The 25,067-nt window shown below is 45.4% G+C and carries 21 protein-coding genes, 2 tRNA genes, 1 other RNA gene and 1 riboswitch; of the genes, 8 read left to right on the forward strand and 16 right to left on the reverse strand.

From position 1 onward, the window contains the following. Positions 1-35: 35 nt before the first annotated feature. The 3 genes from IKW96_RS03170 to IKW96_RS03180 all read right to left on the reverse strand — a co-directional run bounded on the left by IKW96_RS03170 (position 36) and on the right by IKW96_RS03180 (position 2,336). A complete protein-coding gene (locus tag IKW96_RS03170; RefSeq protein WP_296570187.1) occupies positions 36-1,040 on the reverse strand; it encodes a HAMP domain-containing sensor histidine kinase in 1,005 nt (334 codons plus the stop codon). Further along, entirely contained in the window at positions 1,040-1,711 is a 672-nt protein-coding gene (locus IKW96_RS03175) for a response regulator transcription factor (protein ID WP_296570189.1), read from the reverse strand. Before IKW96_RS03175 ends, IKW96_RS03170 begins: the two co-directional genes overlap by 1 nt. A 109-nt stretch (positions 1,712-1,820) precedes the next feature. After that, entirely contained in the window at positions 1,821-2,336 is a 516-nt protein-coding gene (locus IKW96_RS03180) for a cob(I)yrinic acid a,c-diamide adenosyltransferase (protein WP_296570191.1), read from the reverse strand. 126 nt (positions 2,337-2,462) lie between these two features. Here IKW96_RS03180 and IKW96_RS03185 point away from each other — a divergent pair, with 126 nt between their 5' ends. Beyond that, entirely contained in the window at positions 2,463-3,251 is a 789-nt protein-coding gene (locus tag IKW96_RS03185) for an HAD-IIB family hydrolase (RefSeq protein WP_296570194.1), read from the forward strand. 430 nt (positions 3,252-3,681) lie between these two features. Continuing rightward, positions 3,682-4,899, forward strand: coding sequence for a 6-phosphofructokinase (locus tag IKW96_RS03190; RefSeq protein WP_296570196.1), 1,218 nt, complete (start codon positions 3,682-3,684; stop codon positions 4,897-4,899). An 85-nt stretch (positions 4,900-4,984) separates the two neighbouring features. Here IKW96_RS03190 and IKW96_RS03195 read toward each other — a convergent pair whose 3' ends face one another. Genes IKW96_RS03195 through IKW96_RS03220 form a run of 6 tightly spaced genes read right to left on the reverse strand, consistent with a single transcriptional unit; the run spans position 4,985 to position 11,163 of the window. Beyond that, a complete protein-coding gene (locus IKW96_RS03195; protein WP_296570198.1) occupies positions 4,985-5,923 on the reverse strand; it encodes a DMT family transporter in 939 nt (312 codons plus the stop codon). Next, on the reverse strand, positions 5,913-7,028 hold the full coding sequence (locus IKW96_RS03200; protein WP_296570201.1) for an ABC transporter ATP-binding protein: 1,116 nt from the start codon (positions 7,026-7,028) through the stop codon (positions 5,913-5,915). The genes IKW96_RS03195 and IKW96_RS03200 overlap by 11 nt, the downstream gene beginning before the upstream one ends. Next, entirely contained in the window at positions 7,021-8,043 is a 1,023-nt protein-coding gene (locus IKW96_RS03205) for an iron ABC transporter permease (RefSeq protein WP_296570202.1), read from the reverse strand. The genes IKW96_RS03200 and IKW96_RS03205 overlap by 8 nt, the downstream gene beginning before the upstream one ends. Beyond that, on the reverse strand, positions 8,043-9,155 hold the full coding sequence (locus IKW96_RS03210) for an ABC transporter substrate-binding protein (RefSeq protein ID WP_296570204.1): 1,113 nt from the start codon (positions 9,153-9,155) through the stop codon (positions 8,043-8,045). The genes IKW96_RS03205 and IKW96_RS03210 overlap by 1 nt, the downstream gene beginning before the upstream one ends. Continuing rightward, a complete protein-coding gene (locus IKW96_RS03215) occupies positions 9,156-10,073 on the reverse strand; it encodes a hypothetical protein (RefSeq protein ID WP_296570206.1) in 918 nt (305 codons plus the stop codon). It lies immediately after the preceding gene. Positions 10,074-10,122: 49 nt separating this feature from the next. Then, complete coding sequence (locus IKW96_RS03220; RefSeq protein ID WP_296570208.1) at positions 10,123-11,163, reverse strand: sirohydrochlorin cobaltochelatase; 1,041 nt, start codon at positions 11,161-11,163, stop codon at positions 10,123-10,125. A gap of 130 nt (positions 11,164-11,293) precedes the next feature. Continuing rightward, positions 11,294-11,495: riboswitch (cobalamin riboswitch) on the reverse strand. 277 nt (positions 11,496-11,772) lie between these two features. Between IKW96_RS03220 and IKW96_RS03225 the strand changes: the two genes are divergently transcribed. The 4 genes from IKW96_RS03225 to IKW96_RS03240 all read left to right on the forward strand — a co-directional run bounded on the left by IKW96_RS03225 (position 11,773) and on the right by IKW96_RS03240 (position 16,287). Then, positions 11,773-14,154: a clostripain-related cysteine peptidase gene (locus tag IKW96_RS03225; protein WP_296570210.1), complete on the forward strand. Its 2,382-nt coding sequence runs from the start codon at positions 11,773-11,775 to the stop codon at positions 14,152-14,154. Between the two features lie 118 nt (positions 14,155-14,272). Further along, a tRNA-Pro gene (locus IKW96_RS03230) sits at positions 14,273-14,349 on the forward strand. 38 nt (positions 14,350-14,387) lie between these two features. Continuing rightward, positions 14,388-14,471 (forward strand) — tRNA-Leu (locus IKW96_RS03235). Positions 14,472-14,700: 229 nt separating this feature from the next. Then, positions 14,701-16,287 carry a sodium:solute symporter gene (locus IKW96_RS03240; RefSeq protein ID WP_296570212.1) on the forward strand — a complete coding sequence of 529 codons (1,587 nt, stop codon included), beginning with the start codon at positions 14,701-14,703 and terminating at the stop codon, positions 16,285-16,287. A gap of 68 nt (positions 16,288-16,355) precedes the next feature. On the opposite strand, the gene IKW96_RS03245 is transcribed toward IKW96_RS03240, so the two are convergent. Then, a complete protein-coding gene (locus IKW96_RS03245) occupies positions 16,356-17,825 on the reverse strand; it encodes a trypsin-like peptidase domain-containing protein (RefSeq protein ID WP_296570214.1) in 1,470 nt (489 codons plus the stop codon). A 938-nt stretch (positions 17,826-18,763) separates the two neighbouring features. On the opposite strand from IKW96_RS03245, the gene IKW96_RS03250 reads away from it, so the two are divergent. Continuing rightward, complete coding sequence (locus tag IKW96_RS03250) at positions 18,764-19,066, forward strand: DUF1292 domain-containing protein (protein ID WP_296570216.1); 303 nt, start codon at positions 18,764-18,766, stop codon at positions 19,064-19,066. Between the two features lie 90 nt (positions 19,067-19,156). After that, positions 19,157-19,341: non-coding RNA, 6S RNA (gene ssrS / locus IKW96_RS03255), on the forward strand. A gap of 47 nt (positions 19,342-19,388) precedes the next feature. Here ssrS and IKW96_RS03260 read toward each other — a convergent pair. Genes IKW96_RS03260 through IKW96_RS03285 form a run of 6 tightly spaced genes read right to left on the reverse strand, consistent with a single transcriptional unit; the run spans position 19,389 to position 25,067 of the window. Further along, entirely contained in the window at positions 19,389-20,042 is a 654-nt protein-coding gene (locus tag IKW96_RS03260; protein WP_296570217.1) for a V-type ATP synthase subunit D, read from the reverse strand. Between the two features lie 10 nt (positions 20,043-20,052). Further along, positions 20,053-21,429 (reverse strand): V-type ATP synthase subunit B, encoded by a 1,377-nt coding sequence (locus tag IKW96_RS03265; RefSeq protein WP_296570219.1) that lies wholly within the window; start codon positions 21,427-21,429, stop codon positions 20,053-20,055. Next, positions 21,429-23,198 (reverse strand): V-type ATP synthase subunit A, encoded by a 1,770-nt coding sequence (locus IKW96_RS03270; RefSeq protein ID WP_296570221.1) that lies wholly within the window; start codon positions 23,196-23,198, stop codon positions 21,429-21,431. Before IKW96_RS03270 ends, IKW96_RS03265 begins: the two co-directional genes overlap by 1 nt. Before the next feature lie 21 nt (positions 23,199-23,219). Then, positions 23,220-23,531: a V-type ATP synthase subunit F gene (locus tag IKW96_RS03275; protein ID WP_296570223.1), complete on the reverse strand. Its 312-nt coding sequence runs from the start codon at positions 23,529-23,531 to the stop codon at positions 23,220-23,222. Beyond that, complete coding sequence (locus IKW96_RS03280; RefSeq protein ID WP_296570225.1) at positions 23,524-24,465, reverse strand: V-type ATPase subunit; 942 nt, start codon at positions 24,463-24,465, stop codon at positions 23,524-23,526. The genes IKW96_RS03275 and IKW96_RS03280 overlap by 8 nt, the downstream gene beginning before the upstream one ends. Positions 24,466-24,473: 8 nt before the next feature. Then, complete coding sequence (locus IKW96_RS03285; RefSeq protein ID WP_296570227.1) at positions 24,474-25,067, reverse strand: V-type ATP synthase subunit E; 594 nt, start codon at positions 25,065-25,067, stop codon at positions 24,474-24,476.

Consider the following 25,067-nt stretch of genomic DNA (forward strand, 5'->3'; position numbering starts at 1 on the left):
ATGTCACAAAAGAAAAAGCGGAGATATTTCTCCGCTTATACCGTGCTTTCGTAAAATCTTAAAGTGAACAGAGCACCTCCGTCGGGAGAATTCTCAGCCTTGAGAGTACCATTCTGCTCGGTGATTATCGTTCTTGCAAGAGCAAGTCCGATACCGAATCCGCCTTTATCCTCGGAATCCTTGCCCTTATAGAACCTTTCAAAAATGTGCGGCAGATCCTCGCTTGCTATGCCGCTTCCGCTGTCGCTTATCCTTATTTCGGAATACAGCGGATTATGAGTGCCGACAACGGTTATTTTACCGCCTTCGGGAGTATGCTCCATACAGTTTTTTACGATATTTCCTATAGCCTCGCAGCTCCATGCGATATCGCAGGACAATTCGCCGTCAGACTCGATTTCGAGCTGCTGACCGCGAAGCTCGATAGGAACGCGGACAGGCATACACGCTTTATCAAGAAGATCGTGCATGGCTATGTGTTCCCTGTTGAATCTTACCGTACCTGCGTCAAGCTTTGAAAGCTTGAGGAGCGCGGTTATGAGCCAGTCGATGCGTGAAAGCAGACCGTACAGCTTCTGAACTGTCTGCTCGCGCTTTTCATATGTCATATCAGGCTCTGACAGCATGGAAACAAGAATATTTATAGATGTCAGAGGAGTTCGTATCTGATGTGAGATATCCGCAAGAAGGTCCGCAAGATACATCTTGTCGTCCATGAGCTTTGATTTCTGCTCTCTCAGCATTACAGTCATTTTGTAGACCTCAGTGCTAAGAAGCGCAAGCTCCCCTTCGGAACAGTTTTCGATACTTACGCCTTCATCGCCGTGAAGTATGCTGTTTATCTTCCCGGAAAGATCCGTTATCTTTTTATACCTGTACCAGACAGTGATAAAATGAGTAATGCAGAAAGCCAGACAGACGCAGAGAACAGCTATTACGAGCCGTTTATCATATATCCATGCTGCAATAATCGCGATAACTGATATAAGCACGAAAAATTTCAGTGAATTCAGTACTTCTTTGTTTCGTAAGAGCTTCATCATGCGTCCACCTTATATCCAAGTCCCCTTACGGTCTTGATTATTTCGGGATTCTGAGGATCGTCCTCTATTTTCTCACGAAGCCGCTTTATGTATACGGTAAGCGTATTATCATTGACAAAGTCCCCTGCAATGTCCCATATAGACTCAAGGAGCTTGGTCCTGGTCATAACAGCGCCCCTGTTGTTGATAAATACAAGCAGCAGTCTGTACTCAAGGGCTGAGAGGAAAAGATCCTTTCCGTTCTTGCTTGCTGTTCCCTTTACGGTATCAACCGTAACATCGCCGAGCTGAGTTATATTTCCGGCAGTTCCGGTTAGTCTTAGTACGTTCTTGATACGCGATATGAGTTCGCGCGGACGGAAAGGCTTGGCTATGTAGTCGTCAGCTCCGAGATCAAAACCTGTTACCGTACTGAACTCATCACCCGAGGCAGTCAGGAAAATAACAGGCAGACAGGTGCTTGACTTTATTGCCGAGCATACCGCAAAACCGTTGCCGTCTGCAAGGGAAACATCGAGCAGTACAAGGTCAAAACTCTCCTTTTCAACGAGCTCTATTGCGGCAGTCTGTCCTTTGGCGTTTTTTACGCTGAATCCCTCTTTTGAGAGAAATTCTATGAGATTGTCAATTATTTCCTTATCGTCTTCTACAAGCAGTATCCTGTACAATTAAATTCAGCTCCGTTCAAAAAAAGTCTGACAGATTTCCCCTTATAATATGATAATTATATCATAATTCAGGATAAAATGCAACGAAAAAAGGTCTTTCCGCTGCAATTCAGTATTCTATACCCTTTCTTGCGGTTATTCCCTTCTGATATGGGTGCTTTACAGCTGTCATTTCCGTGATATAGTCTGCGGTTGTCATGAAAAGCTCTGTCGGCTCCCTTCCGGTTATAACTATCTCGGCTCTGTCTGAAAAGCTCCTGATAAAGCTTTCCGCAAGTTCTGTATCTATGAGCTTTTTGCCGTATGCGTCGAGGAACTCATCAAGAACAACAAGCTGAACTTTTTCGGTTTCTACGAGTTCTGCAGCTTTTTTCAGCATATCGGTATGTACAGCCGTTATCAGCTGCTTTTCCGCGCTGTTCATCTGAAAGGTAAACTTTGTACACTCTTTGCAGCAAAATACCGTATTATTCTCAAGCTTTTCAAGAACTTTTATCTCGGAAGATGAACCGTTTTTAAGGAACTGGAAAAAAGCAGTCTTCATACCCGAACCGCAGGCACGGACAGTCAGTCCGACAGCGGCAGTAGTCTTCCCTTTTCCGCTCCCATAATAAATATGAAGCACTTCTGTCACCTCATTCTGTATTCAGATATCAAAATCATTATATCATGCTGAACAGGTTTTATCAAGGCTTGACATTATTATCACAAGGTAATATAATGATTATTGTATGAAAAAAGGAGTGTTTTAATGAGTTCGATCATATTTTTTGACATTGACGGAACTATCGCCACAGAGGACGAAAGATCACTGATACCGCAGAGTACAAGGGAAGCAATAGCCCGGACGCGGAAGAACGGTAATCTTACATTTATAAACTCGGGCAGAACTGCGTTCAATATCAGTCCTAAGATCAAGGAGCTTGGCTTTGACGGCTATATATGCGGCTGCGGTACTTATATCGAGTACGGCGGTAAGGTGCTCTTTTCACGTACCATCGAACAGAGCGAATGCAGAAGCATTGCCGCTCTTATGAGAAAATGCCGTGTCACACCTGTATACGAGCATACAGACGGATATTTCTTCGACGATAAGGCGCCTAATTGTGAAGGCCTGGAGTCATTCATGGAAGTCTTTGTGGACAGCGGTATCGACATCAGCGGCAGAGTCGAGGACGAGGATTTCGGCTTTGACAAGTTCGTAATATGGACAACCCCTGACAGCAATATGGAGCTTTTCAGGAGAGAAATAGGGAAAAACTTCTCAATTATCGACAGAGGCGGCGGTTTTTACGAAAACGTCCCATCAGGCTACTCAAAAGCTACGGGTATTGAGTTTATACTTAAAAAGCTCGGGATACCTATGGAAAAAGCTTATGCTATCGGCGACAGCATGAACGACCTGCCAATGCTCGAAGCTGTTCCGAACAGTATAGCAATGGGCGGCGCTGAAAGAATATATCCCTATGTTTCGTATATTACAACTCCCATTGAAGAGGACGGCATAGCAAATGCCCTTAAACATTTCGGACTTATCTGAGTGACCAATAATTGCTGCTCGCTATGCATTTATTGCTCTTTTGTTCAAATATTGCGATTTTGACTTGAATTATTTTGGCGGTTCTAATTATTGATTTAGCCGTTTCTTCTGTGATATAATTAATGTGTACTCAATAACCGCCGTTAGGCGGTTATTGCCCTGAACTTTGTTCAGGGAGCGCAAATCCTTTTTAAATTTGGAATTTGCGCTGCACATTTCTTTATGTTATGCTCATTTTGCCCTTTCGGGCAAAACAAAGTTCAAGAAAAAATTCTTTTTTTGCACTTTGACAACTTAAAATTGACTTTATTATACATTTTACAGTGAATTTTAATTGTTGAGCAAACATTAATTATATTACAGCCTGAAGGCTGATCTTATGGGAGGAACGGCTGAGTTCGGGATATTACTCAGTCATGGAATTGAAAATATGAATATTGCTGTTGCACAATCAGGAGGTCCTACCTGCGCCATCAACGCTTCTCTTGCAGGAGTTTACAGCGCAGCACAGCGCATTGACGAGATCGGCAAGGTCTACGGCGTGCTGAATGGTATCGAGGGAGTTATCAACGATGAAATGGTAGATCTTTCCGAGAAGATCACAAGCGACGTAAGCTATCAGCTGCTTCTGAGAACTCCTTCCGCAGTTCTCGGGTCATGCAGGAGAAAGCTTCCCAATCATATGGAGAATTCCGGAATATTCGAGCGAATTACGGAAGTACTCAGGAAACGTGATATAGGAATGTTTTTCTATATCGGCGGCAATGACTCAATGGATACTGTAGCGAAGTATTCCGCATATCTCCGCGATAAAGGGATAGACGACATAAAAATGATAGGTATCCCCAAAACTATCGACAACGACCTGTGCGAGACCGACCATTCCCCAGGATTCGGCTCTGCTGCGAAATATGTTGCGGCCACAGTTCAGGAGATAACCCGTGACAGCAATGTTTACAGCATACCATCTGTTACGGTTATCGAAACTATGGGACGTCACGCAGGCTGGCTTGCCGCAGCTTCCTGCTGTATCAGAGCCAACGGCGAAAGCGCTCCGCATCTGATATACCTGCCTGAAACAACATTCAGCATCGAGGGATTTTTGTCCGACGTAAAGGAAGAAATGAAGAAGCACAGAGCCGTTATCGTCGTTGTTTCCGAGGGAGTAAAGACCGCAGAGGGCAAATTCGCCTCCGAGGAGTATCAGTCAGGTCTCAAGGACGTGTTCGGTCACAGCTATCTTTCGGGTATCGGCAAGTTCCTTGAAAAGCTTGTTGCTGCTGAAATAGGCTGTAAAGTGCGTTCTATCGAGCTTAATGTAATGCAGAGATGCAGCTCGCATATAGCTTCACTCGAGGATATCCAGTCCTCAGAGGCTATCGGAATGGCTGCTGTAAGAGCAGGACTTGAGGGTAAATCAGGCTGTATGATGACATTTGTCAGAGAGTCAAATATGCCTTACAGCTACAGGATAGACACTGTAGACGCTGCGAAAGCCGCCAATTCCGAGAAATTTTTCCCGAGGGAGTGGATAAATGAGGTGGGAAACAACGTTCTTGCCCCTGCATATGACTATCTCATGCCTCTGATACAGGGCGAGCTCCACGCAATAATGAAAAACGGTATGCCTTTGAATTTTGTGATATAACACAAAATCTACTATAAACAATGTTGTTCTCTAAAATCACATAAATCTGTAAAAAGAGCCACTTTTCAATGAAAAGCGGCTCTTTTTACGTATCGTTCAGTGTTTTCCTTACAGGAAGATTTACAATGATTATTCCTGCCGCTACAAGCACAAGTGCAGCAGCTGTACCGAGAACGCCCGACGGACTTTTCTCGGAAAGTATGAGATATGAGAGTATAACTCCGAATACAGGGTTCATAAAGCCGAAAACCGATACCGTTGATACGTTATTGTACTTTATCAGCGTTCCCCATACGGAAAAAGCTGTTGCAGACACAAATGCAAGGTAAATGAGCATTGAAACTCCCTCAGCGTTTATAACGTTTATCCTTCCGCCGAATACAAAACCGACAAGCGTCATAAAAGTTCCTCCTATAATGAACTGCCAGCCGCTGAGCAGAACAGGATCCTCGTCCTGAGAATATCGCTTTATCAGCGCAGATGAAAATGCATACGAAAGAGCTGACAGAAAAACAAAGCCCTCACCTGTCAGTCTGAATCCGCCGCTCATTCCGCTCAGATTCATGAGAAGTATTCCAGAAAATCCTACTATACAGCCGCATATCTTGCGGAATGCAAGCTTTTCAGTCCTGAATACAAGCGCTGCCACCATTATTGACATAAAAACATTTGAAGCCGTGATAACCGAGCTTTTCATGCCTGTACTCCGTGATAATCCGATATAGAAAAAAGTATACTGCAGTATCGTCTGGAACAAAGAGAGCCTGAAAGCCTTATGCAGGGAGCTTTTCTTGATGAGCAGAGGCTTGCGCGCAGCAAAGCTCCCGATAACAAGAGCTAAAACGCCTGCCAGGATAAAACGCAGACCTGCATACAATATCTGCGAAAAAGTATCATCAGACGCTATATGCGAGAATCTGCAGCCAAGCTTTATGCAAGGAAAGGCGCTCCCCCACAGCAGACAGCAAAGCATTGCAAGCAAAAAGACTACGGCTCTGTTTTTCAGTAATTCCTTATTTTTCATCAAATGCTCCTTCAATAAGCCTGCCGGCCCTTTCAGCTTCATTCAGAAGCTCACGGCATGGCTCGTTCATAGTACCGAAGCTCTCCGCGGCACATATGACAGACTCGCACTTGCTCATTATTTCAAATGCTTTCCTGTAACTCTCCTCCGAGATCAGCTCGAAAGCCCTTTCTGTGACGAGTTTTGCCGCAAGAGCTGAAGCTACGGGATATTCTATATCATTTTCGTGAATGATACCTGCGGCAAAAGGTATACCGAGCCGCCTGAGCTTCCTGTAAACAGCTATGCCGCTTCCTCCGCCTCCAATGACAAAAACTCTTGGCTCACCGTCGCACCCAAGAAGCTCGGGAGTTCCGTAATACTCGCATAAGCTTCCCTTTTCAATGCCGTAAAGCTCCTCTATATAGCCTCCTGTGAATATCTCCTCGGGACTTCCGAAACGTTCGGGACGGTCGCCTTTTATGCAAAGCAGCTTATCTGAAACGCGCTGTGCAAGGTCAAGCTCGTGAAGCGACATTATTATTGCAGTATTGTTCTCGGAAGCAAGCCTTTTCAGTATGTCCATGAGCTCAAGCTTGTACTTTATATCGAGGAATGTTACAGGCTCGTCAAGTATCAGTACCTGCGGCTCTCGGCAGATAGCTCCTGCAATAAGTACTCTCTGACGCTGACCATCGCTTACTCTGTCAAAATCACAGTCGGCAATGCCTTCAATATCAACTTTTTTAATTGCTTCTTCAACCTTTTCCCTGTCGTGAGCGGATAAAACGCCAAGTCTGCCGGTATAAGGATATCTGCCCATTTCGACAACGTCCCTGCAACGCATATACTCAGTCCTAACCCTGCCTGTCAGCAGTACAGCAGCAGACCTTGCCAGTTCGTTGCCGCTGAGCTCCTCAAGCTTGTTTTCACCGATATACACAGTTCCACCGAGAGGTGCAAGCTGTCGGCAAAGTGTTTTCAGAACTGTGGATTTTCCTGCACCGTTAGGTCCTATGAGAGTGAGTATCTTTCCACGCTCGGCAGATATCTCTATTCCGCTTACGATAAGCTTTTTACCATAGCCTACAGAAAGTTCGCGTGTACTGAGTCCTGATTCAGCCATTTTCCTTCCACCTCTCTCTGTTCAGAAGCATATATATGACCACAGGAGCGCCGAAAACCGATGTGACCGTACTTATACTCAGCTCAGTCGGTGCAAAGAGCGTTCTTGTAACAAGGTCGCACATCAGACAGAAAACAGCTCCTCCAAGAAAGCTTGCAGGAATAACGATTACAGGCTTTGCTGTCCTGAAAGCGCTTTTTATAAGATGAGGAACGGCTACTCCAACGAACGAAACAGGTCCGGCAAACGCGGTAACGCACGCTGCAAGCAGACTTGAAAGGAGAATCAGGGCTATCCTGAATGCCTTTATATGGACTCCTGAATTACGGGCGTATTCCTCGCCGAGCTGATATGCGCTCATAGGCTTTGAAAGCATGAATGCACACAGGCAGACAGGAATAATTATACAGGCTGCCGTTATCACTTCCGTGGAACCTATGCCTGAAAAGCTGCCCATTGACCAGTTGTGAAGATTGACGATGTTTGAATCGTCCGAAAAATTCACAACGAGATCGGTTATCGACGAGCATATGTAGCCGATCATTACTCCGCAGACGATGAGAACCGACATACGCCGTACCTTTGAAGAGATAAGCAGTATAAGTCCCATTGAAATAAGCGAACCTGCAAAAGCCGCCAATACCATTTCGGCGGAATTCGCGGCAAATCCGTGTGAAAGCGAAATGACCATGAGCAAGGCTACTGTTAGCTTCGCCCCCGAGGATATTCCGAGGATATAAGGTCCTGCGATCGGATTCGCAAAGAAATTCTGAAGCAGAAATCCTGCAACGGCAAGCGCTCCGCCAAGTATCGCAGCCGCAGCTGTACGAGGGATACGCAGTCCCGTTACTATGTTATAAGCTACCTTATCGTTTTCGGGAAAACGCAGGGCGTTCCACAGTCTTTGCGGCGGTATGTCAGCGCTTCCGACGCATATATTCAGGATGACAAGTGCGATAAGCAAAGCAATCAGTATGATATAGCCTATCGCAATACGTTGGCGCCTTGAATCCATTACTGCTCCTCCAGACGGTAAATATAATCCATTTTATCCTCAGCTTCACCGGCAAATATTCTGTGAAACTCCTCTATCATTTCGGCTGCTCCGGTAGTCTGCTGAAACATGTTCTTTTCTGTGCACCACACCTCGCCGTTTTTTACAGCTGTAAATTCCTTCAGCATAGGGTATTTTTCAATAAGCTCGGTAAGTGAAGCTATCTCGCCAAGGATAGTGCTGTTATAGATAAGAATGTCAGCGTCCCATGCCTTTTCGCAGAAAACCTCGGGCTGGATCGTCATTGTTGACAGGGAGTTTTCATCAACTCCGAGATCACCACTGGCGAATATATAGTCTCCGCCAGCCATTCTCATCATCTCGGGAACATAGTCGCCGGGCTTGCGTATAACTACTCCGCCGGAGGTGTTTATGTAAAAGAAGGCGGCTTTTTTATCAGTTTTATCTGCGGACAGAATGTTTTCAAGCTTAGATATCCTGCTGTCGAAAAGTTCGTTTGCCCTGTCCTCACAGCCGAAAAGGATACCATAAAGCTTTATCCATTCCATTCTTCCGAGAGGATCGCTTTCATAGCTCGAACGCTCCACAAGCACGGGTATCCCAAGTTCTTCAAGCTTTTCCTTGACCTCGGGGCTGTGATATATCATAGTCGATTCTATGGCAAGTGAACAGTCAGCTTCCATAAGAGCTTCATAATCAGGAGCGCTGTACTTGCCGACATAGTATATTTCTCCGCTGTCCATAGCATTTTTTACCGAGGGAAGAGCCCAGTCATCATACTTTGTGGACGTCATCATTACCTTTCCAAGCGCGCCTGCGCCGTCAATGAGGTCCATTGCGGAAGATGCGGCGTTATAAACATTCTCCAGAGGCTGCTTTATCACTGTTGAATCCCCTGTATCGGAAGGCACTTCCGCATTTTCGGGAACAACAGTATAGCTGTCCGCACCGATAGTAACGAAAATACAGCCATTATCAAGGTATTCCGCAGAAAACTCCTTTGCGTATCTGAGTTCAAGTCTGTTTTCAGCGGTCTTATCTGTTTTTTCAGCGTCGAGTCTTGTACAGCCGCATAAAAATACGGCTGCAAAAGCAAATATTAGCCTCTTCATTTACTTGTTTACGGACGATGAATCAAAGAAAAGCGTATACTCTATCTCATGCGGAGTGCTCATAGCCGTTGTATCAGCGGCAACGCTCATTTTATAGTCAAAACCGTCAACAGGTATCTCAAATACCGAAAACTCTTCCATGCTTACAGGCATTATTTTTTCCCCGTCAACCACCATATAATCGTACTTGTTGCTGCTCCAGATGATTTCTGCAAAAGCCTTTCCGTCCTTTATCTCAAGTTTTGCAGGAGACTGCACTGACGCCTTTCCCGAACCGCCCTCAAGCTTTACGTCCACCTTGTATTCTCCGTCCTCAAGTGAAAGCGAGTCAACTGTCACGAACATATCCCCGGAAAAAGCTTCTTTCGGAAGAGAATCCGCACGGAAAACCAGCTTTCTGCCGTACCACTGCTCCTTGCGCCTGCTGAATGCGGCACAGTCTGTCTCTTTATCAAGAGCTTCAACTGGTACAGTGAACTCAACTGCCTCACCTGCGTTTTCTGCAGCTATCCTGTCACTTTCCGCAGCTTTTGCAGCTTCTTCCTCCGTACCCATGTAAAGATATTCGTAACCGCTTCCGCTCATTGTCATTTTTGCAGTCATTTTGCCGTCTTCAACTATGAGCCTGCAGGCGGTTATCTTGAACATTGATGAGCTTGAATCAACTTTTATGTCGTATTCTCCCGGCTTTACAGACTCGGCCGGAACAGCTTTCATTCCCTCATATCCGACTTCAAGCTGAGCCGCTGTTACCTTTTCGGTCGCAGTTTCAGTTGTAAGCTCGCTTGTAGTTTCGGCAGCTGTTGTCTGCGGCGCTGTAGTAGTCTTGCTGTCGGAAACGTTCCCGGAATTGTCCGTACATGAGTAAAATACAGCAGAAAGAAGAACGGCGGCTGTAAATATTGCAACTTTTTTCATATTATCACCTTTTACAGAAGCAGCCGACACATGGTCGGCTGCATATTTATTACTTTAATGAATCAATAGCTTTCTGAGTATGCTCTGTGTAAAGAGTTCTGATATTCTCATTCTCGCCAAGACCTCTGAGGAGGCACTTTACTTCAAAGCCCTCAGCTTCAAATGCTGACTTCCATGAATCCTCTTCGTCACCTGCCATGTCATTGTTTGCATGATCGCCTGCAACTACCATGAGAGGCTCAAGAACAACCTTCTTGTAGCCGCCCTCCTTTACCTTAGCGATAACATCGTCAAGTGAAGGCTCAGCTTCAACTGTACCTACATAATAGTTCTTGAAGCCGTCGTTTGCGAGAAGGTCCTGCATTTTCTGATAAACTGCATTTGAATCAGCCTCTGTACCGTGTCCCATGAAGCAGATAGCTGTCTCTCCGTCATCGTACTCCTTTGTCCAGTCGGTTATAGCAGTTTCAACTCTCTTGAAATCATCATCGCTTGTGAGGAGAGGCTCGCCGATCACTACCTTTTCAAAAGCGTCAGAGTAATTAGCGACCTTGCTTGTGATCTCATCGTATTCAATACCATTCATAAGGTGTGTAGGCTGTACTACAAGATTCTTTACATTGTTGTCTACGGCTCTCTTGAGGGCTGCGTCGATATCATCGATAAGTATGCCGTCACGTCTGTTTACGTGATCTATAACGATATTTGCTGTGAAACCTCTGCGTACTGAGTAATCGGGAAATGCCTTCTCAACAGCGTCCTCGATAGCTCCTATCGTAAGTCTGCGGCTGTCATTGAAGCTTGTACCGAAGCTGACCACAAGTATCTCGTTATCGCCGATCTCGTCCTGATTACGGACATTATCGAGCGAAGCGTCGCCTGTTTCGTAGTTTTCCTCATCCTCTTCCTCCTCAGCCTCTGTTGTTGTCTCGGCTTCGGTAGTATTCTCCTCTGTAGTTGTTACCTCGGCAGTAGTTGCAGCTTCGGTAGCCTTTTCCGCAGTACTGTCCTTAGTTTCGGTTCCGCAAGAATAAGCACAAGATGTAAGTACGAGTGCTGAAACAGCTGCAATAATTCTTTTCATATTCATTTTCTTTCCTCCTGAAATGTGGAGACATCATGTCGCGCACAAAAAACACCCTCCGCAGAACTTGCGGAAGGCATGACAAAAAAGCCCATACAGGGCTTTGGTACGATCAATGCCTCGTGATTCGAGCTTTCGCTCTGTACCGATAAACGGCAGGTTTCCTGACTAACGGATAGTAACGCTGTATTCCGCCTTCCCGATTTCTCAGTGGCTGCAACATATGCATGGATACCGCTCTCCGCTCACAGTGACGAGATCGCGCGGGACTTTCACCCGCTTCCCTTTTAACTCCCCTGTACATAAGCACGAGGAGCACCGTTTACCTTATTTGATTATAATATTCATGAATACATGGACTATTATAGCACAGTTTCCCGAAATTTCAAATAGTTTGCCGTAAAATCGGAAAAATCCACAAATCAGCATTTACAAATGAGGACAAATATGTATATATGAAAGTCAGCATATTACTGCCGACTGTTTTCTTCTCCGATTTTTTGACAAAAAACCAATTTGTAACCGCTTTTAACTTGACATTCTCTTTTAAAATGTGTAAAATGTATTTGTATGCAGAAATAATGTCTGCGAAAATGAATATTAATGGAGGTTAATATGGATCCTAATCAGAACAGGCCGCAGGGCAGACGTAAAAACGTCACATCAGGCGGCAGCGGAGCACATAGAAGAGGCGACGGCCTCGGCACAGGCCCTGTCGGCTCGGGAAGTTATTCCGGAGGCCCTACAGGCGGCAGCGGCGGCGGAGCTAAAAGAGCAGCTGCAGGCGGCGGCGGTCTTATCACAATTATTATAATTGTCTTTCTTATAATGAAGTTTATGGGCGGCGGTGCCGGTCTCGGAGGTGCCGGAAACGGCAGCGGAAGTACAGGAGGCGGCCTCGGAGACCTTTTAGGTTCGTTCACGGGCGGTTCAGCGCCTGCGGGATTTGATTTCAGCCCCGCAGACACAGCAGAAGGCAGTGAAACAAGCGACAGCACAGTCGATACCTCAGTCGCTACAGGCTCACGCGAAAAGCGCACAGTTATCAAGGGAAACGGCGAGGACGTTGTTACTCTTATGATATATATGTGCGGTACAGACCTTGAGTCAAAGTACGGCATGGCTTCTTCCGATATGCAGGAAATGGCAAGCGCCAAGTACGGCGATAACGTAAATGTTGTCATCTTTACGGGCGGCTGCTCGCAGTGGAAGATAAGCGACATAAGCACCAAGAAAAATCAGATCTATCAGATAAAGGACGGCAAACTCGCAAGACTTATAGAGGACGCCGGCAATAAGCCAATGACCGACCCGAGCAATCTTGCTTCATTTATCCAGTTCTGCTCAAAGAACTTCCCTGCCAACAGAAATGAACTCATTCTCTGGGATCACGGCGGCGGATCTGTAACAGGCTACGGCTACGACGAAAAGAACAGGAACAGCGGTTCAATGACTCTTGCAGGAGTTAACGAAGCTCTTAAAGCGGGCGGCGTGAAGTTCGATTTCATAGGCTTTGATGCTTGTCTCATGGCAACTGCCGAAACAGCTCTCATGCTCAACGAGCACGCTGATTACATGATCGCTTCCGAGGAGACCGAACCCGGTATCGGCTGGTATTACACAAACTGGCTCTCAAAGCTTGGCAGCAACACTTCAACTCCTACTCTTGACATCGGCAAGAATATCGTTGACGATTTCGTTACAGAGTGTGCAAAGAAGTGCAGAGGTCAAAAGACAACGCTTTCCGTTATCGACCTTGCAGAGTTTTCAAATACTGTTCCGAAAAATCTCTCTGCTTTCTCTAAGTCTATCAGCGACAAGATAGCAAAGGACGATTATAAAGACATATCAAACGCAAGATATGCTACGCGCGAATTCGCTGAAAGCACACGCATAGATCAGGTAGACCTGGTAAACCTTGCTGAAAATGTAGGAACTCCCGAAGCTAAGGCTCTTGCCTCATCACTGAAGAACGCAATAAAGTACAACCGTACATCTTCAAATATGACGAACGCTTACGGTGTTTCCATCTACTTCCCGTATCAGCGCGCTTCATACGTAGATAAGGCTTGCAGCACATACTCACAGATCGGTATGGACTCCGAGTATTCAAAGTGCATCAAGCAGTTTGCAAAGGTCGAGACAGGCGGTCAGATTGCTGCCGGCGGTACAGGCTCAGTTCTCACTTCACTCTTCGGCGGCGGAGCTTCATCAGGCTCTTCAGGCAGCGCTGATATGATAGGCTCGCTCCTTACAAGTTTCCTCGGCGGCGGTGGCAGAAGCATTGACGGCCTTGACAGTTCAAACACCGACTTCATGAAGGATACGGATGTAAGCGATACTGCCGAGTACCTTTCAACTCACTACTTCGACACGTCTAACCTTATCTGGGAAAATAACAACGGCACATATACCATGAAGCTCCCCGAGTCACAGTGGGAAATGGTGCATAAGCTCGACCTCAATATGTTCTACGATGACGGCTCGGGTTACATCGACCTCGGTCTCGACAATGTCTACTCATTTGACGACAACGGCGACCTTGTTGCAGATACCGACAAAAACTGGCTCTCTATCAACGGAAATGTAGTTGCTTATTACCACACAGATACAATAAAGAGCGGAAATGATGTAATCATCACAGGTTATGTCCCTGCTTTCCTCAACGGTGAAAGGGTAAATCTCATAATCCAGTTCACAAACGATGATAACGGCGTTATCACAGGAGCTTCCACAGATTATGTCAACGGCGAAACAGAAGCAGTTGCAAAGAACCTCACAGAGATCAAAAACGGCGATACTCTCGAGTTCATATGCGATTACTACACTTATGACATGGAGTATCAGGACAGCTATCTCATCGGTGATAAGGTCACTGTTACAGACAATATGACTATCAGCAATACAGATGTTGGAACAGGCGAATGCCGCCTCCTCTACCGTTTCTCTGATATCTACAATCAGAATTACTGGTCTGAACCGATAGTTGTTAAGTAATATCCCCAAGAGCAGCCTTCGGGCTGCTCTTTTACTATAGTAAAAAAATAAAAATACTTATATAAAAAATATTTACACTTGACATTATCCCCCGTTTGTAGTATAATATTATTGCTGTCGAGGTGTGGCTCAGTTTGGTAGAGTACTACGTTCGGGACGTAGGGGCCGCAGGTTCAAATCCTGTCACCTCGACCAAAGGCGGTATACCGTCAATTCGGTATACCGCTTTTCTTGCCGCTGTGGTGGAATTGGCAGACACAAGGGACTTAAAATCCCTCGGTAGCAATATCGTACCGGTTCAAGTCCGGTCAGCGGCATTATAATGAAAGTTTATCGGTTCAGTAATCCTGAGCCGATTTTTTGTTTTCAGAAATGTTTGCTTCATATAACCACATATTTTTCTATTTTTAGCCGTTTATTGAAAAAAGACTATTGACATTATTATAATAATATAGTATAATATTACACGGTAATCACTTTATTCATTTAAAGCTTTACAAGTTTATGACATAAAAACTGTAAAGCATAAGAAAGGTCGCGATATCAATGGAACCTAAAACCGCAACATTCATTATACTTGCCATCTATGTTGCTATAATGGTAAGTATAGGAATCTATATGTCAAGACGAACCAAATCCTCCGAGGACTTCATGCTCGGCGGCAGAAGCGTCGGTTCATGGCTGACTGCTTTCTCCTACGGTACTACCTACTTCTCGGCTGTTGTTTTCATCGGCTATGCAGGTCAGTTCGGATGGATGTACGGTGCTTCCGCCTCATGGATTGGATTAGGCAATGCAATAATAGGAAGCCTTATCCCCTTCCTCCTCATCGGAAAGAGAACTCGTCTTATGACAAATCACCTCGGCGCAAAGACAATGCCCGAGTACTTTGAGCACAGATTTGACTCCAGATCTCTTAAAACAATGTCAGCTCTCATCGTTTTCATCTTCCTTATCCCTTATACCGCTTCGGTTTATAACGGACTTTCACGTCTTTTCGGAATGGTATTCGATCTCGGAGATAACGGAGCGACCTACATAATCATCGCTATGGCTGTTCTTTCAGCTGTCTATGTAACTCTCGGAGGCTACAAGGCTACAGCTCTCAACGACTTCTTCCAGGGCATCATAATGCTTATCGGTATCGGTACAGTCGTAGCTCTTACTGTTCAGAAAAAGGACGGTCTTTCGGCTGCTATCGACGCTCTGAACAATATTTCCGACGCAAAAACTCCCACAGGCACACTCGGTTCGCTCTTCGGACCTGATCCTATAAACCTCCTCGGAGTTGTTATACTTACATCTCTCGGTACATGGGGACTTCCTCAGATGGTCCAGAAGTTCTACGCTATCAAGGACGAACAGGCGATCAAAAAAGGTGCTGTTATTTCCACATTATTTGCTGTCGTAGTTGCAGGAGGCTCATATTTCATGGGCGGTTTCGTAAGACTTTACTGCACGCTCGGCGGAGACCTTGACAAGACTCACATTGAAGAAGTAAACGGTAAGCCGGTTTACGATACAATGGTCCCTGCACTTCTTCACCAGGCTCTTCCGAATATACTTATCGGACTTGTTGTAGTACTTGTTCTTTCAGCTTCACTTTCAACTCTTTCATCGCTCGTTCTCACATCAAGCTCAACCCTTACAAACGATCTTATCAAGCCTCGTATCAAGAACTTTGACGACAAGCACCAGGTTCTCTTCATGCGAATATTTATCGCAGTATTCCTTGTTATCTCAGTAATTATCGCCTGCAACAAGAACGCTTCCATCTCAACTCTTATGTCTTACTCATGGGGAGCTCTCTCAGGCGCATTCCTCGGACCTTTCCTCTATGGTCTCTTCATGAAGAAGGTCTCAAAAGCAGCCTGCTGGACAAGCTTTATCACGGGCGTTGGCATAAGCGTTGTACATATGCTTCTGTTCAGCCTTAATATCGAAGCTTTCAGCGGTATCAGACAGTCGATCATTGACCTTAACTGTCCGCTTTCACTGTTATCGCCTATCAACGCAGGTGCATTCGCAATGATAATTTCACTTATCATTGTACCTATCGTAAGCTTATTTACAAAGGCTCCCGATAAGAAGATCGTTGATAACGCATTCAGCAGTCTTACAGCAAACAAGTGATAAACGAATAAAAACTTATCCCCTCATGCAGTGGGTTTCCGCATGAGGGGATTTTTTATAATACTTATTCAGTTTAAAGCGAACACTGATCTTTTGACATTTTGCTTCTGACTTCGGGGAATGAACTTATCCTCCTGCAATGTCAGCTTCATTCGTATATCCTGACCGTTTCTCGAAACAGTTATGGAAACCGTATCCCCTGCTTTGAACTCGTTTTTGATATCGTTGAGCTCTTGGGCAGTAGATACAGCCTTTCCGTCGATGTCGATAATGATATCACCGATCTGCACTCCTGCAAGTGCAGCCGCACCGCCCTCCTGCAGTGACATTACATACACTCCCACAGGAACGTTCCAGTAACGTGCTTCTGCCTCAGTAATATCTCTTGTGCTTATAATACCGTGATTAGGCCTTCCGGTAACGTAACTGTAGTTTATAAGGTCGTCGATTATGACCTTCGCTTCTTTAATCGGTATTGCAAAGCATAAGCCCTCAATACTTGCAGAACTGCTGTAGCTTGATGACATTTTCGCGGAATTGATACCGATAACTTGTCCGCAGCTGTTGAGCAGCGGTCCGCCTGAGTTTCCGTTGTTTATGGCAGCGTCTGTCTGGATAAGGTTCATTTTCTTTTCGTTAATATCAATTTTTCTGTTAAGAGCGGATACGATACCGCTGGTAACAGTTCCGAAAAGGTCAAATCCGAGAGGGTTGCCGACAGCTATTACGAGCTCTCCGACCCTGAGTTCATCGCTGTCACCGAGAACAGCAGGTTTAAGCTTTGTTTCGTCCACCTTTAAAACTGCAATATCAGTCTCAGGATCAAAAGCGATAATATTCGCTTCGTGCTCAGTCTCATCACTGAAAAGCACCTTTACTTCAACAGCTTCTCCCGAGTCATAGGACTCGTCATAGACAACATGGGCATTAGTAACTATATATCCGTCATCGGTTATAATAAATCCCGTACCTGTTTTTCGTATCAGTTCGGTCTGCGGCTCTTCGCTCCAGCCCCATATACTGAAAGTCTGACGAGGAGTATACTCAAAGGAAGAGGCAACTCCCACGACTGAGGGCATGATAGAATCCACGATATCGGGTATCGGCTTTGCGTCCGACCTTGCAGCAAGCTCGATAAGACTCGGAAGCTCGTCGTCTATTGGTTCAGTGCTTTTTTCATCAGGAGGGTCGGGAATATTCCTTGCAACGCTTTTTACGTTGTCGCCCGAGAACTCAATAAGCTCATTCTTCGACGCATTTAGGAACTTATAGACCTTGACCACACCTGCGCCAATAACAGCAATTGCAAGAGCTGCAACTGTACATTTCAGCAGCAAATTCGCTTTGCCCTTATGTCCTGACTTGCTTGACGCTTCAGAAGCAAACGAATACGAATTTGAATCATATCTTTTTTCGTTGTCCGCCGAATACTCAGACCTGCCTTCATCAGTGTAAGAAGTACTTGTCTCACGGCCGTTGTTTTCGCCGAAAAGCTCGTCTGAGCGATAATTATCATTGTTATTGTAATTATCCTTCATTCTGTTCATCCTTTCAGATATGATTCACTATATTATATTATAAGCATTTTTGTGATAATTATATGATAAAGCAGGGAAAAATATATTTTCCTTTACATTTTTCTCCTAAAAACAAAGCCCCGACTCACGTCGGGGCAGTTTGTCATTATTTAATTTTTAAAGCGACTTTCATCACTTAGCTAAATTACCCTTTGGACTCACCCTTTCGGATCAGATTTTAAATGTGTACCTCGTTTTCACTGTACATCATTCCTTTATATAAAGTAATCAAGCAATTCAAAAATTACTCCATCGGAATCACCTATAAAATTGTATTTGTCCGAAATCTCGAACATCATGCAAGTTCATAAAGCAATAACCTATTTTCTCATTGGACTCAACCTTTACTAAAGAATTTTTCGCAATATATCTAAAGACTTATTGTCGAAATTTCAGATAACTCTGTATCCAAATTTTCTTCGCATGAAGCCGTTTAGATCAGCAAACGTCAGCCTCATAATTGAATTGCCAAGCCTTTTTGAGCTCTTTTCAATGGAACAAGCCCGAAGCCTATATTCCCTCTTAATGAAATCCAATTACTCAGCAAGCCCGCCGGCTTCACGCTGCTGTGCGAACTTTCCTTCCATTGGACTCACTCTCCCTTCCGCGTATATTCATTTACATTGAGGTCACCCTCAGTCCAAGTAAATGCAGCTCGGATTGCTCTCATGAGCTTTCCTTTTCCTTGATTATATATTACCATACTTTGTGTGAAAAGTCAATAGAAATAATCGCTCTATCACAATATTTTCATGCAAATCGGTATATCTAACAAAGAATCAAGCTATCAATTGTTTAATATCACAATAATATCTTCATGTATATTCCTCTTGATTTTTGAGCGGCTTTAGTGTATAATATAGCTATAGAAAAGGCTTTTGCCGGATTGGAGAATGAATATGTCCGAAATGAATGAATATACTCCCGACTTATTTGAACTGATAGACGAGGAAGGCAACAAGAAGCAGTTTGAGCTTTTCGACGCAGCAGAAATTGAGGGCGAGCAGTATTATGCCATGCTCCCTGCTGTTGAGGATGAAGATTTTCTCGATTCAGACTGCGACCTTGTTATACTCAAATCTATAGAAGAAGACGGTGAAGAGATACTTGCATCAATAGATGACGATGACGAGTTTGAAATGGTATCGAAATTCTTCCTTGAACGCCTTGACGGCATCATGGACGACAGCTTTGACGACTAATTTTTTCCAATTTTATACCATTTTACATAATTTTGCTATTGATTTTTCCGAATGATTGTGCTATAATATATATAGAAAAGAAAAAAAGCAAAATTTCTGCCTTGTGCGGGTAATTATAGTTTTTATAATCCAACACATAATTCAAGGGAATTCGTCTCCGTATGTGGACTGCAGACCTCCCGCCCTGCGGAAGAAGGGAGCGAGAAGCATAAGGGCGTTTACCCACCTGCTTAGTGCGGGTTTTATGCACTATATGACGGCAAGGCGGATTTTTATACTCAAATGGAAAACGGTCTCCGATTTCGGAGACCGTTTTTTTCTTTTATTGCTGATAGTGATGGCTCTGTTTCAAAACCATGTCCTTGACCTTCATAAGTGAGGTCGTTGTACTTCTCTCGTTTTCAGAAAGCTTCATGGTTATGAACTTGATAGTTTCCTCATAATCAGGGATCATTATATGCTCAAGCGCATTTACACGGCGACGGGTCTTTTCGATCTCGTCAGCCATGAGCTGACACGACTTCTCTATCTCAGCAAGGCGTATCATCTTCGGAAAGACCGCGCTGAGAGAGCTTACAGCTCCGTCCAGATCTATAGACGTGAACGCCATGCCGTATGAATAGATGTCATTGGAATCACCCGAACGGTATTTCGTCTTGAACTCGGGAATATACACGCTCATCACGTTTTTTTCGCTCACTTCCAGCTCTACCTCCTGCTTAGGGAGCATAAGAGCCGTTTCAAGCACCTCACGCTGCATTACAGAACCTGCAACTGCCATATATCTGTTTGCTTCCTTTATTGCAGCTTCAACTTCGGTGCGGAGCTGACGGTTCTCCCTTATAAGGTTCATGAACTGTCTCATGAGCTCGTCACGCTTGTCTTTAAGCAGTTTATGGCCTCTCCGTGCGGAAACAAGCTTCTTTTTCAGCTTGCTGAGTTCCATTCTGGTCGGATTAACATTCAGTCTTGCCAATCAGCCCACCTCATTTCTGAGTATCATAATACTTAACAAGGTATTCCTCACGGATTCTTCTGAGCTCGCTCCTCGGAAGCATTTTCAGCAGCTCCCAGCCTATTGCAAGGGTATCCTCGATGCTTCTGTTGTTCTCGAAGCCCTGAGAAACATACTTTTTCTCAAATTCGTCCGCAAATTTAGCATAAATAAGGTCCGTAGGAGTAAGAGCCGCTTCGCCGAGGACTACCATGAGTTCCTTTGCGTCCTTTCCTCTTGCGTATGCGGAGAAGAGCTGGTTCATGGTGTCGGAATGATCTGCACGGGTCTTGCCCTCGCCTATACCCTTATCCTTAAGACGTGAAAGTGAAGGAAGTACGTCAACAGGTGGATTTATTCCCTTTCTGTAGAGCTCACGGGAAAGAATTATCTGTCCCTCTGTGATATAGCCTGTAAGATCGGGGATAGGGTGAGTTTTATCGTCTTCCGGCATGGTAAGGATAGGTATCATTGTGATACTACCCTCCTTGCCGTTCTGACGGCCTGCACGCTCATATATAGTCGCAAGGTCGGTATACATATATCCAGGATAGCCTCTTCGTCCCGGAACTTCCTTACGCGCTGCCGATACCTCACGAAGAGCGTCGGCGTAGTTGGTGATATCGGTAAGGATAACAAGAACGTGCATACCTTTTTCAAATGCGAGGTATTCTGCGGCTGTAAGAGCCATTTTAGGAGTTGCAAGGCGCTCGATAGCCGAATCGTTTGCAAGATTTATGAAAAGTACCGTTCTGTCAAGAGAGCCTGTGCTGCGGAAACTCTGTACAAAGTACTCGGATTCCTCAAAGGTGATACCCATTGCCGCAAATACAACGGCAAACTGCTCGTTCTTGCCGCGTACCTTTGCCTGACGGGCTATCTGAGCCGCAAGCTGTGCATGAGGAAGTCCGCTGGCAGAGAAGATAGGCAGCTTCTGGCCTCTTACAAGGGTGTTGAGTCCGTCTATAGCGGATACGCCTGTCTGAATGAACTCCTGAGGATATCTTCTTGCAACAGGATTCATAGGAAGTCCGTTTACGTCAAGACGCATTTCGGGGATTATCTCGGGACCGTCGTCTATAGGTCTGCCGAGTCCGTCAAAAACTCGTCCCAGCATATCCTCTGACACGCCAAGTTCCATCTGATGTCCCGAGAAAACAACGCTGCTGTCCTGTAAATTTATACCTGCTGCATTCTCAAAAAGCTGAACGAGAGCGTTCGTGCCGTTTATCTCAAGTACACGGCAGCGTCTTTTCTCACCGTTTTTTAGTCTTATCTCAGCAAGCTCGCCGTACGTTACGTTCTCAACGTCCTTTACAAGCAGCAGAGGACCTGCCGCTTCTTCGATAGTTCTGTATTCTCTTGGCATCAGTCTTCCTCCTTGTCAAGCAGCTCATTGAGCTCTGAGGAGATCTCCACTGAGAGCTTTTCAAATTCTGCGTCTGTATTTTTTTCTTCGATATACTTGAAACGTCCTATCTTTTCCCTGACTGTCAGGTTTGCGACGGCTTCGATATCTGCACCCTTCTTGATGCTTTCATAAGCTTCGTCGTTGAAATTAAGGATAAGCTTCATCATATAAAGCTGTTTTTTCAGGCTCGTATAGGTATCCACCTCGTGGAAAGCCAGCTGGTGCAGGAAGTCCTCACGTATGGAACGTGCAGTCTCCATTTTCAGTCTGTCATTGGGCGAAAGTGCGTCCATACCAACGAGCTTCACTATTTCCTTGAGCTCAGCCTCGTCATGAAGGATCTCCATAAAGCGGGCTCTGCACTTCATCCAGTCCTTGGATACATTGTTATTGTACCAGTCTGCAAGCGAATCAGCATAAAGCGAGTAACTCGTAAGCCAGTTTATTGCAGGGAAATGTCTCTGGTATGCAAGATTGGAATCAAGTCCCCAGAAAACCTTTACGATACGGAGCGTTGCCTGGGATACAGGCTCGGATATATCACCTCCGGGAGGCGAAACTGCTCCGATGACTGAAAGAGCACCCTCTCTTCCGTCAGAGCCGTTGGATATAACTCTTCCTGCACGCTCATAGAACTGTGCAAGACGGCTTCCGAGGTATGCAGGATATCCCTCATCACCGGGCATTTCCTCAAGACGTCCGGACATCTCACGGAGAGCCTCTGCCCAACGCGATGTGGAGTCAGCCATAAGAGCTACGGAATAGCCCATATCACGGTAATATTCTGCAATGGTGATACCTGTGTAAACAGAAGCTTCACGGGCTGCAACAGGCATATCAGATGTATTTGCTATAAGAACTGTACGCTCCATAAGTGATTTGCCTGTATTCGGGTCTATAAGCTCGGGAAACTCGTTAAGAACGTCCGTCATTTCGTTTCCGCGCTCTCCGCAGCCGATATATACGATAATATCAGCCTCCGCCCACTTTGCAAGCTGGTGCTGAGTTACAGTCTTGCCGCTTCCGAAAGGTCCGGGGATAGCCGCCACACCGCCCTTTGCAATCGGGAAGAGACAGTCAACTACTCTCTGACCTGTTACAAGAGGCATTTCGGGCGATAACTTCTTCTGATACGGTCTGCCTCGGCGGACAGGCCATTTCTGGATAAGAGAAAGCTCCTTGTCGCCCTTTGCGGTCTCAACTACGCAAACTGTATCGTCTGCATGGAACTCACCCTCGGATATGGATTTAACAGTTCCCTCAATGCCGTTGGGCACCATTATCTTGTGGGTAACGATGTCTGTTTCGGGAACGGTTCCGATGATATCCCCGCCGATGACCTTATCTCCCTTTTTGACCGAGGGAGTGAACTTCCAAAGCGGTTCTCTTTTAAGCGACGGAACTTCAACGCCTCTTTGCAGATTGTTTCCGCAGACCTTTCTTATGTCATCGAGCGGACGCTGTATACCGTCGAAAATGCTTCCGATAAGTCCGGGACCGAGCTCAACGCTCATAGGTTCGCCTGTTGATTCAACGCCCTCGCCTGTTCCGAGACCAGAAGTCTCCTCATATACCTGTATTGAAGCACGGTCACCGTGCATTTCGATTATCTCGCCTATAAGACGTTTATCACTAACACGGACAACGTCGAACATATTGGCGTCTCTCATACCTTCAGCAACTACAAGAGGTCCTGATATTTTTACGATAGTACCTTTACTGTTCATTTCTGCTTATCCGCCTCTTTCTTAATTTAATATATCTGAGCCGACAGCCTTTTCAACTGCCTCGTGGAGCGCTCTCATACCGTCTCCCGTATTGCCCTCTATTGCAGGGATAAGGACGATGGACGGCAGCTTGCTGCTCCTGTATTTATTTATTGTATCCTTTACAAGCGCCGCAGCAGGCTCTGTGATGTATATCACAGCAAAATCATTGGCTGCGAGTCTTGAAATGAGCTTTGTTATCTTTTCGGGCTCTGTCTCACGGAAAACGGAAAGCCCGAGAGCTGCAAAGCCTGAAACGCTTGCACTGTCGCCTATTACAGCAGCCTTATACATACAGCTTTCTCATCCTTTCCGTGATAGTTTCCTTGTCTGCGCCAAATTCCTTGCATACAGAAAGTATCCTGAGATTCTTTATCTCAGCTTCCTTTGCGATAAAATATGCAGCTAACGGCTCAGAGCCGAAAGCCTGCATTCTTGCGGTCTCGGCAAGCTCCATTATAACGTCGTCGCACCACTTTTCATACTGTGCAGCCGACTCTTTGAGAAATGCCGCACCATTGCTGTAGGGTGTAATTTCAAGGAAGGCAAAAAGCGATTCTGTACCGCCAAGCGCAGCTTTGACGAGCTGCTCCTTATCAAGGTCACTGCTTCCGCAAATAGCATTTTCCATGAACTGTGCCGATTTATTCAGCAGGCTGCACCTATAGGCAGTCTTTATGTCGGCACAGGCTGTTATGAGCTGAGAATATTTCTGCATGAATTCGCCGCCAAACTCAGCGGAGCTTTTCTGCATTGCCTCCATTGAAGCCTTGTCTATGAGTGAATCCGACAGCTGACCGTCAAGGGTGTTCGTTACGAGCTCATAGGCTTCTTCAGCCGCTTTCTGCATATATTCCGGCAGAAGGCTGTAATCCTTCCTGCTTATGGCGTCAACGAGCACGGAAAGCTCTGCATTTGACGGTGAAATATAGTACTGTGACGGTTCTCTGTTGGATATGACCGCTTTCAGAACAGCTTTAAGGTTATGAAAATCATTCCTGTAAAGGAGTATTTCCAGTTCCTTGCAGTCAGGGGCATATTCATGGAGCATTTCCCATACCGATACCAGCGTTTCACCGCTTGATGAACCGCTTTTTGAAGCGATTATGGACTCTCTCTCCGCCCTGCCCTTTGAATTGATGAGCTGTTCGATATCGTTTTTTGAGAGAAGAGTGTTCTCCATAACTCTTACAGCTCCGACAGCATTTGCATACTTTGTTCCGTTCATAGTATCACCTACCCGAACAGTACTCTTGCAGCCGTATCGCGTACAGCTTCTTTTTCGGATTCAATAATGGAGCGGAAGCTGCAGTTTTCGGATATAAGTCCGTATGTCAGAATGAAGCCGTCGTCTATATCAGCTGCTTCCTTTGACAATGCGATCTCTCCGCCCTTTTTCTTTGCAAGGTCATTCAGTCTGCTTTCAAAATCGGCAGGCAGTCTGGCAATATCCTTGCCGCCGAATGAGATAACGCCCTTGCCTGACTGAATGTGACTCTCCGTAAGCTTTGCAATCAGCTCAAAATACTCCTTATCGGGAAGCTCCCTGAGCTTGCTTACGGTCTTTTCCACAGCCTGATCTATGAGCTCCACCTTGCAGGCGAGTATACGGCGCTTCATCGCAGCGTCAGCGGAATTGCAGGAGTTTTCGTAATCCTTTTCCGCCTGAGCTGTTGATTTTTTCATAAAATCGTCGTATGCTTTCTGAGCTTTCTTGTCGCCCTCTGCTTTTATAGCATTGGCTTTGTTTACAGCTGCCTTTATAAGAGAATCTTCCGTTTGTTTCTGCTGAGCTTCAATGAGGTTAAGGATCTCGTCAAGTCCTGACAT

The sequence above is a fragment of the Ruminococcus sp. genome, from assembly GCF_017549005.1.
In the GTDB taxonomy this organism is placed as follows: Bacteria; Bacillota; Clostridia; order Oscillospirales; family Ruminococcaceae; genus Ruminococcus.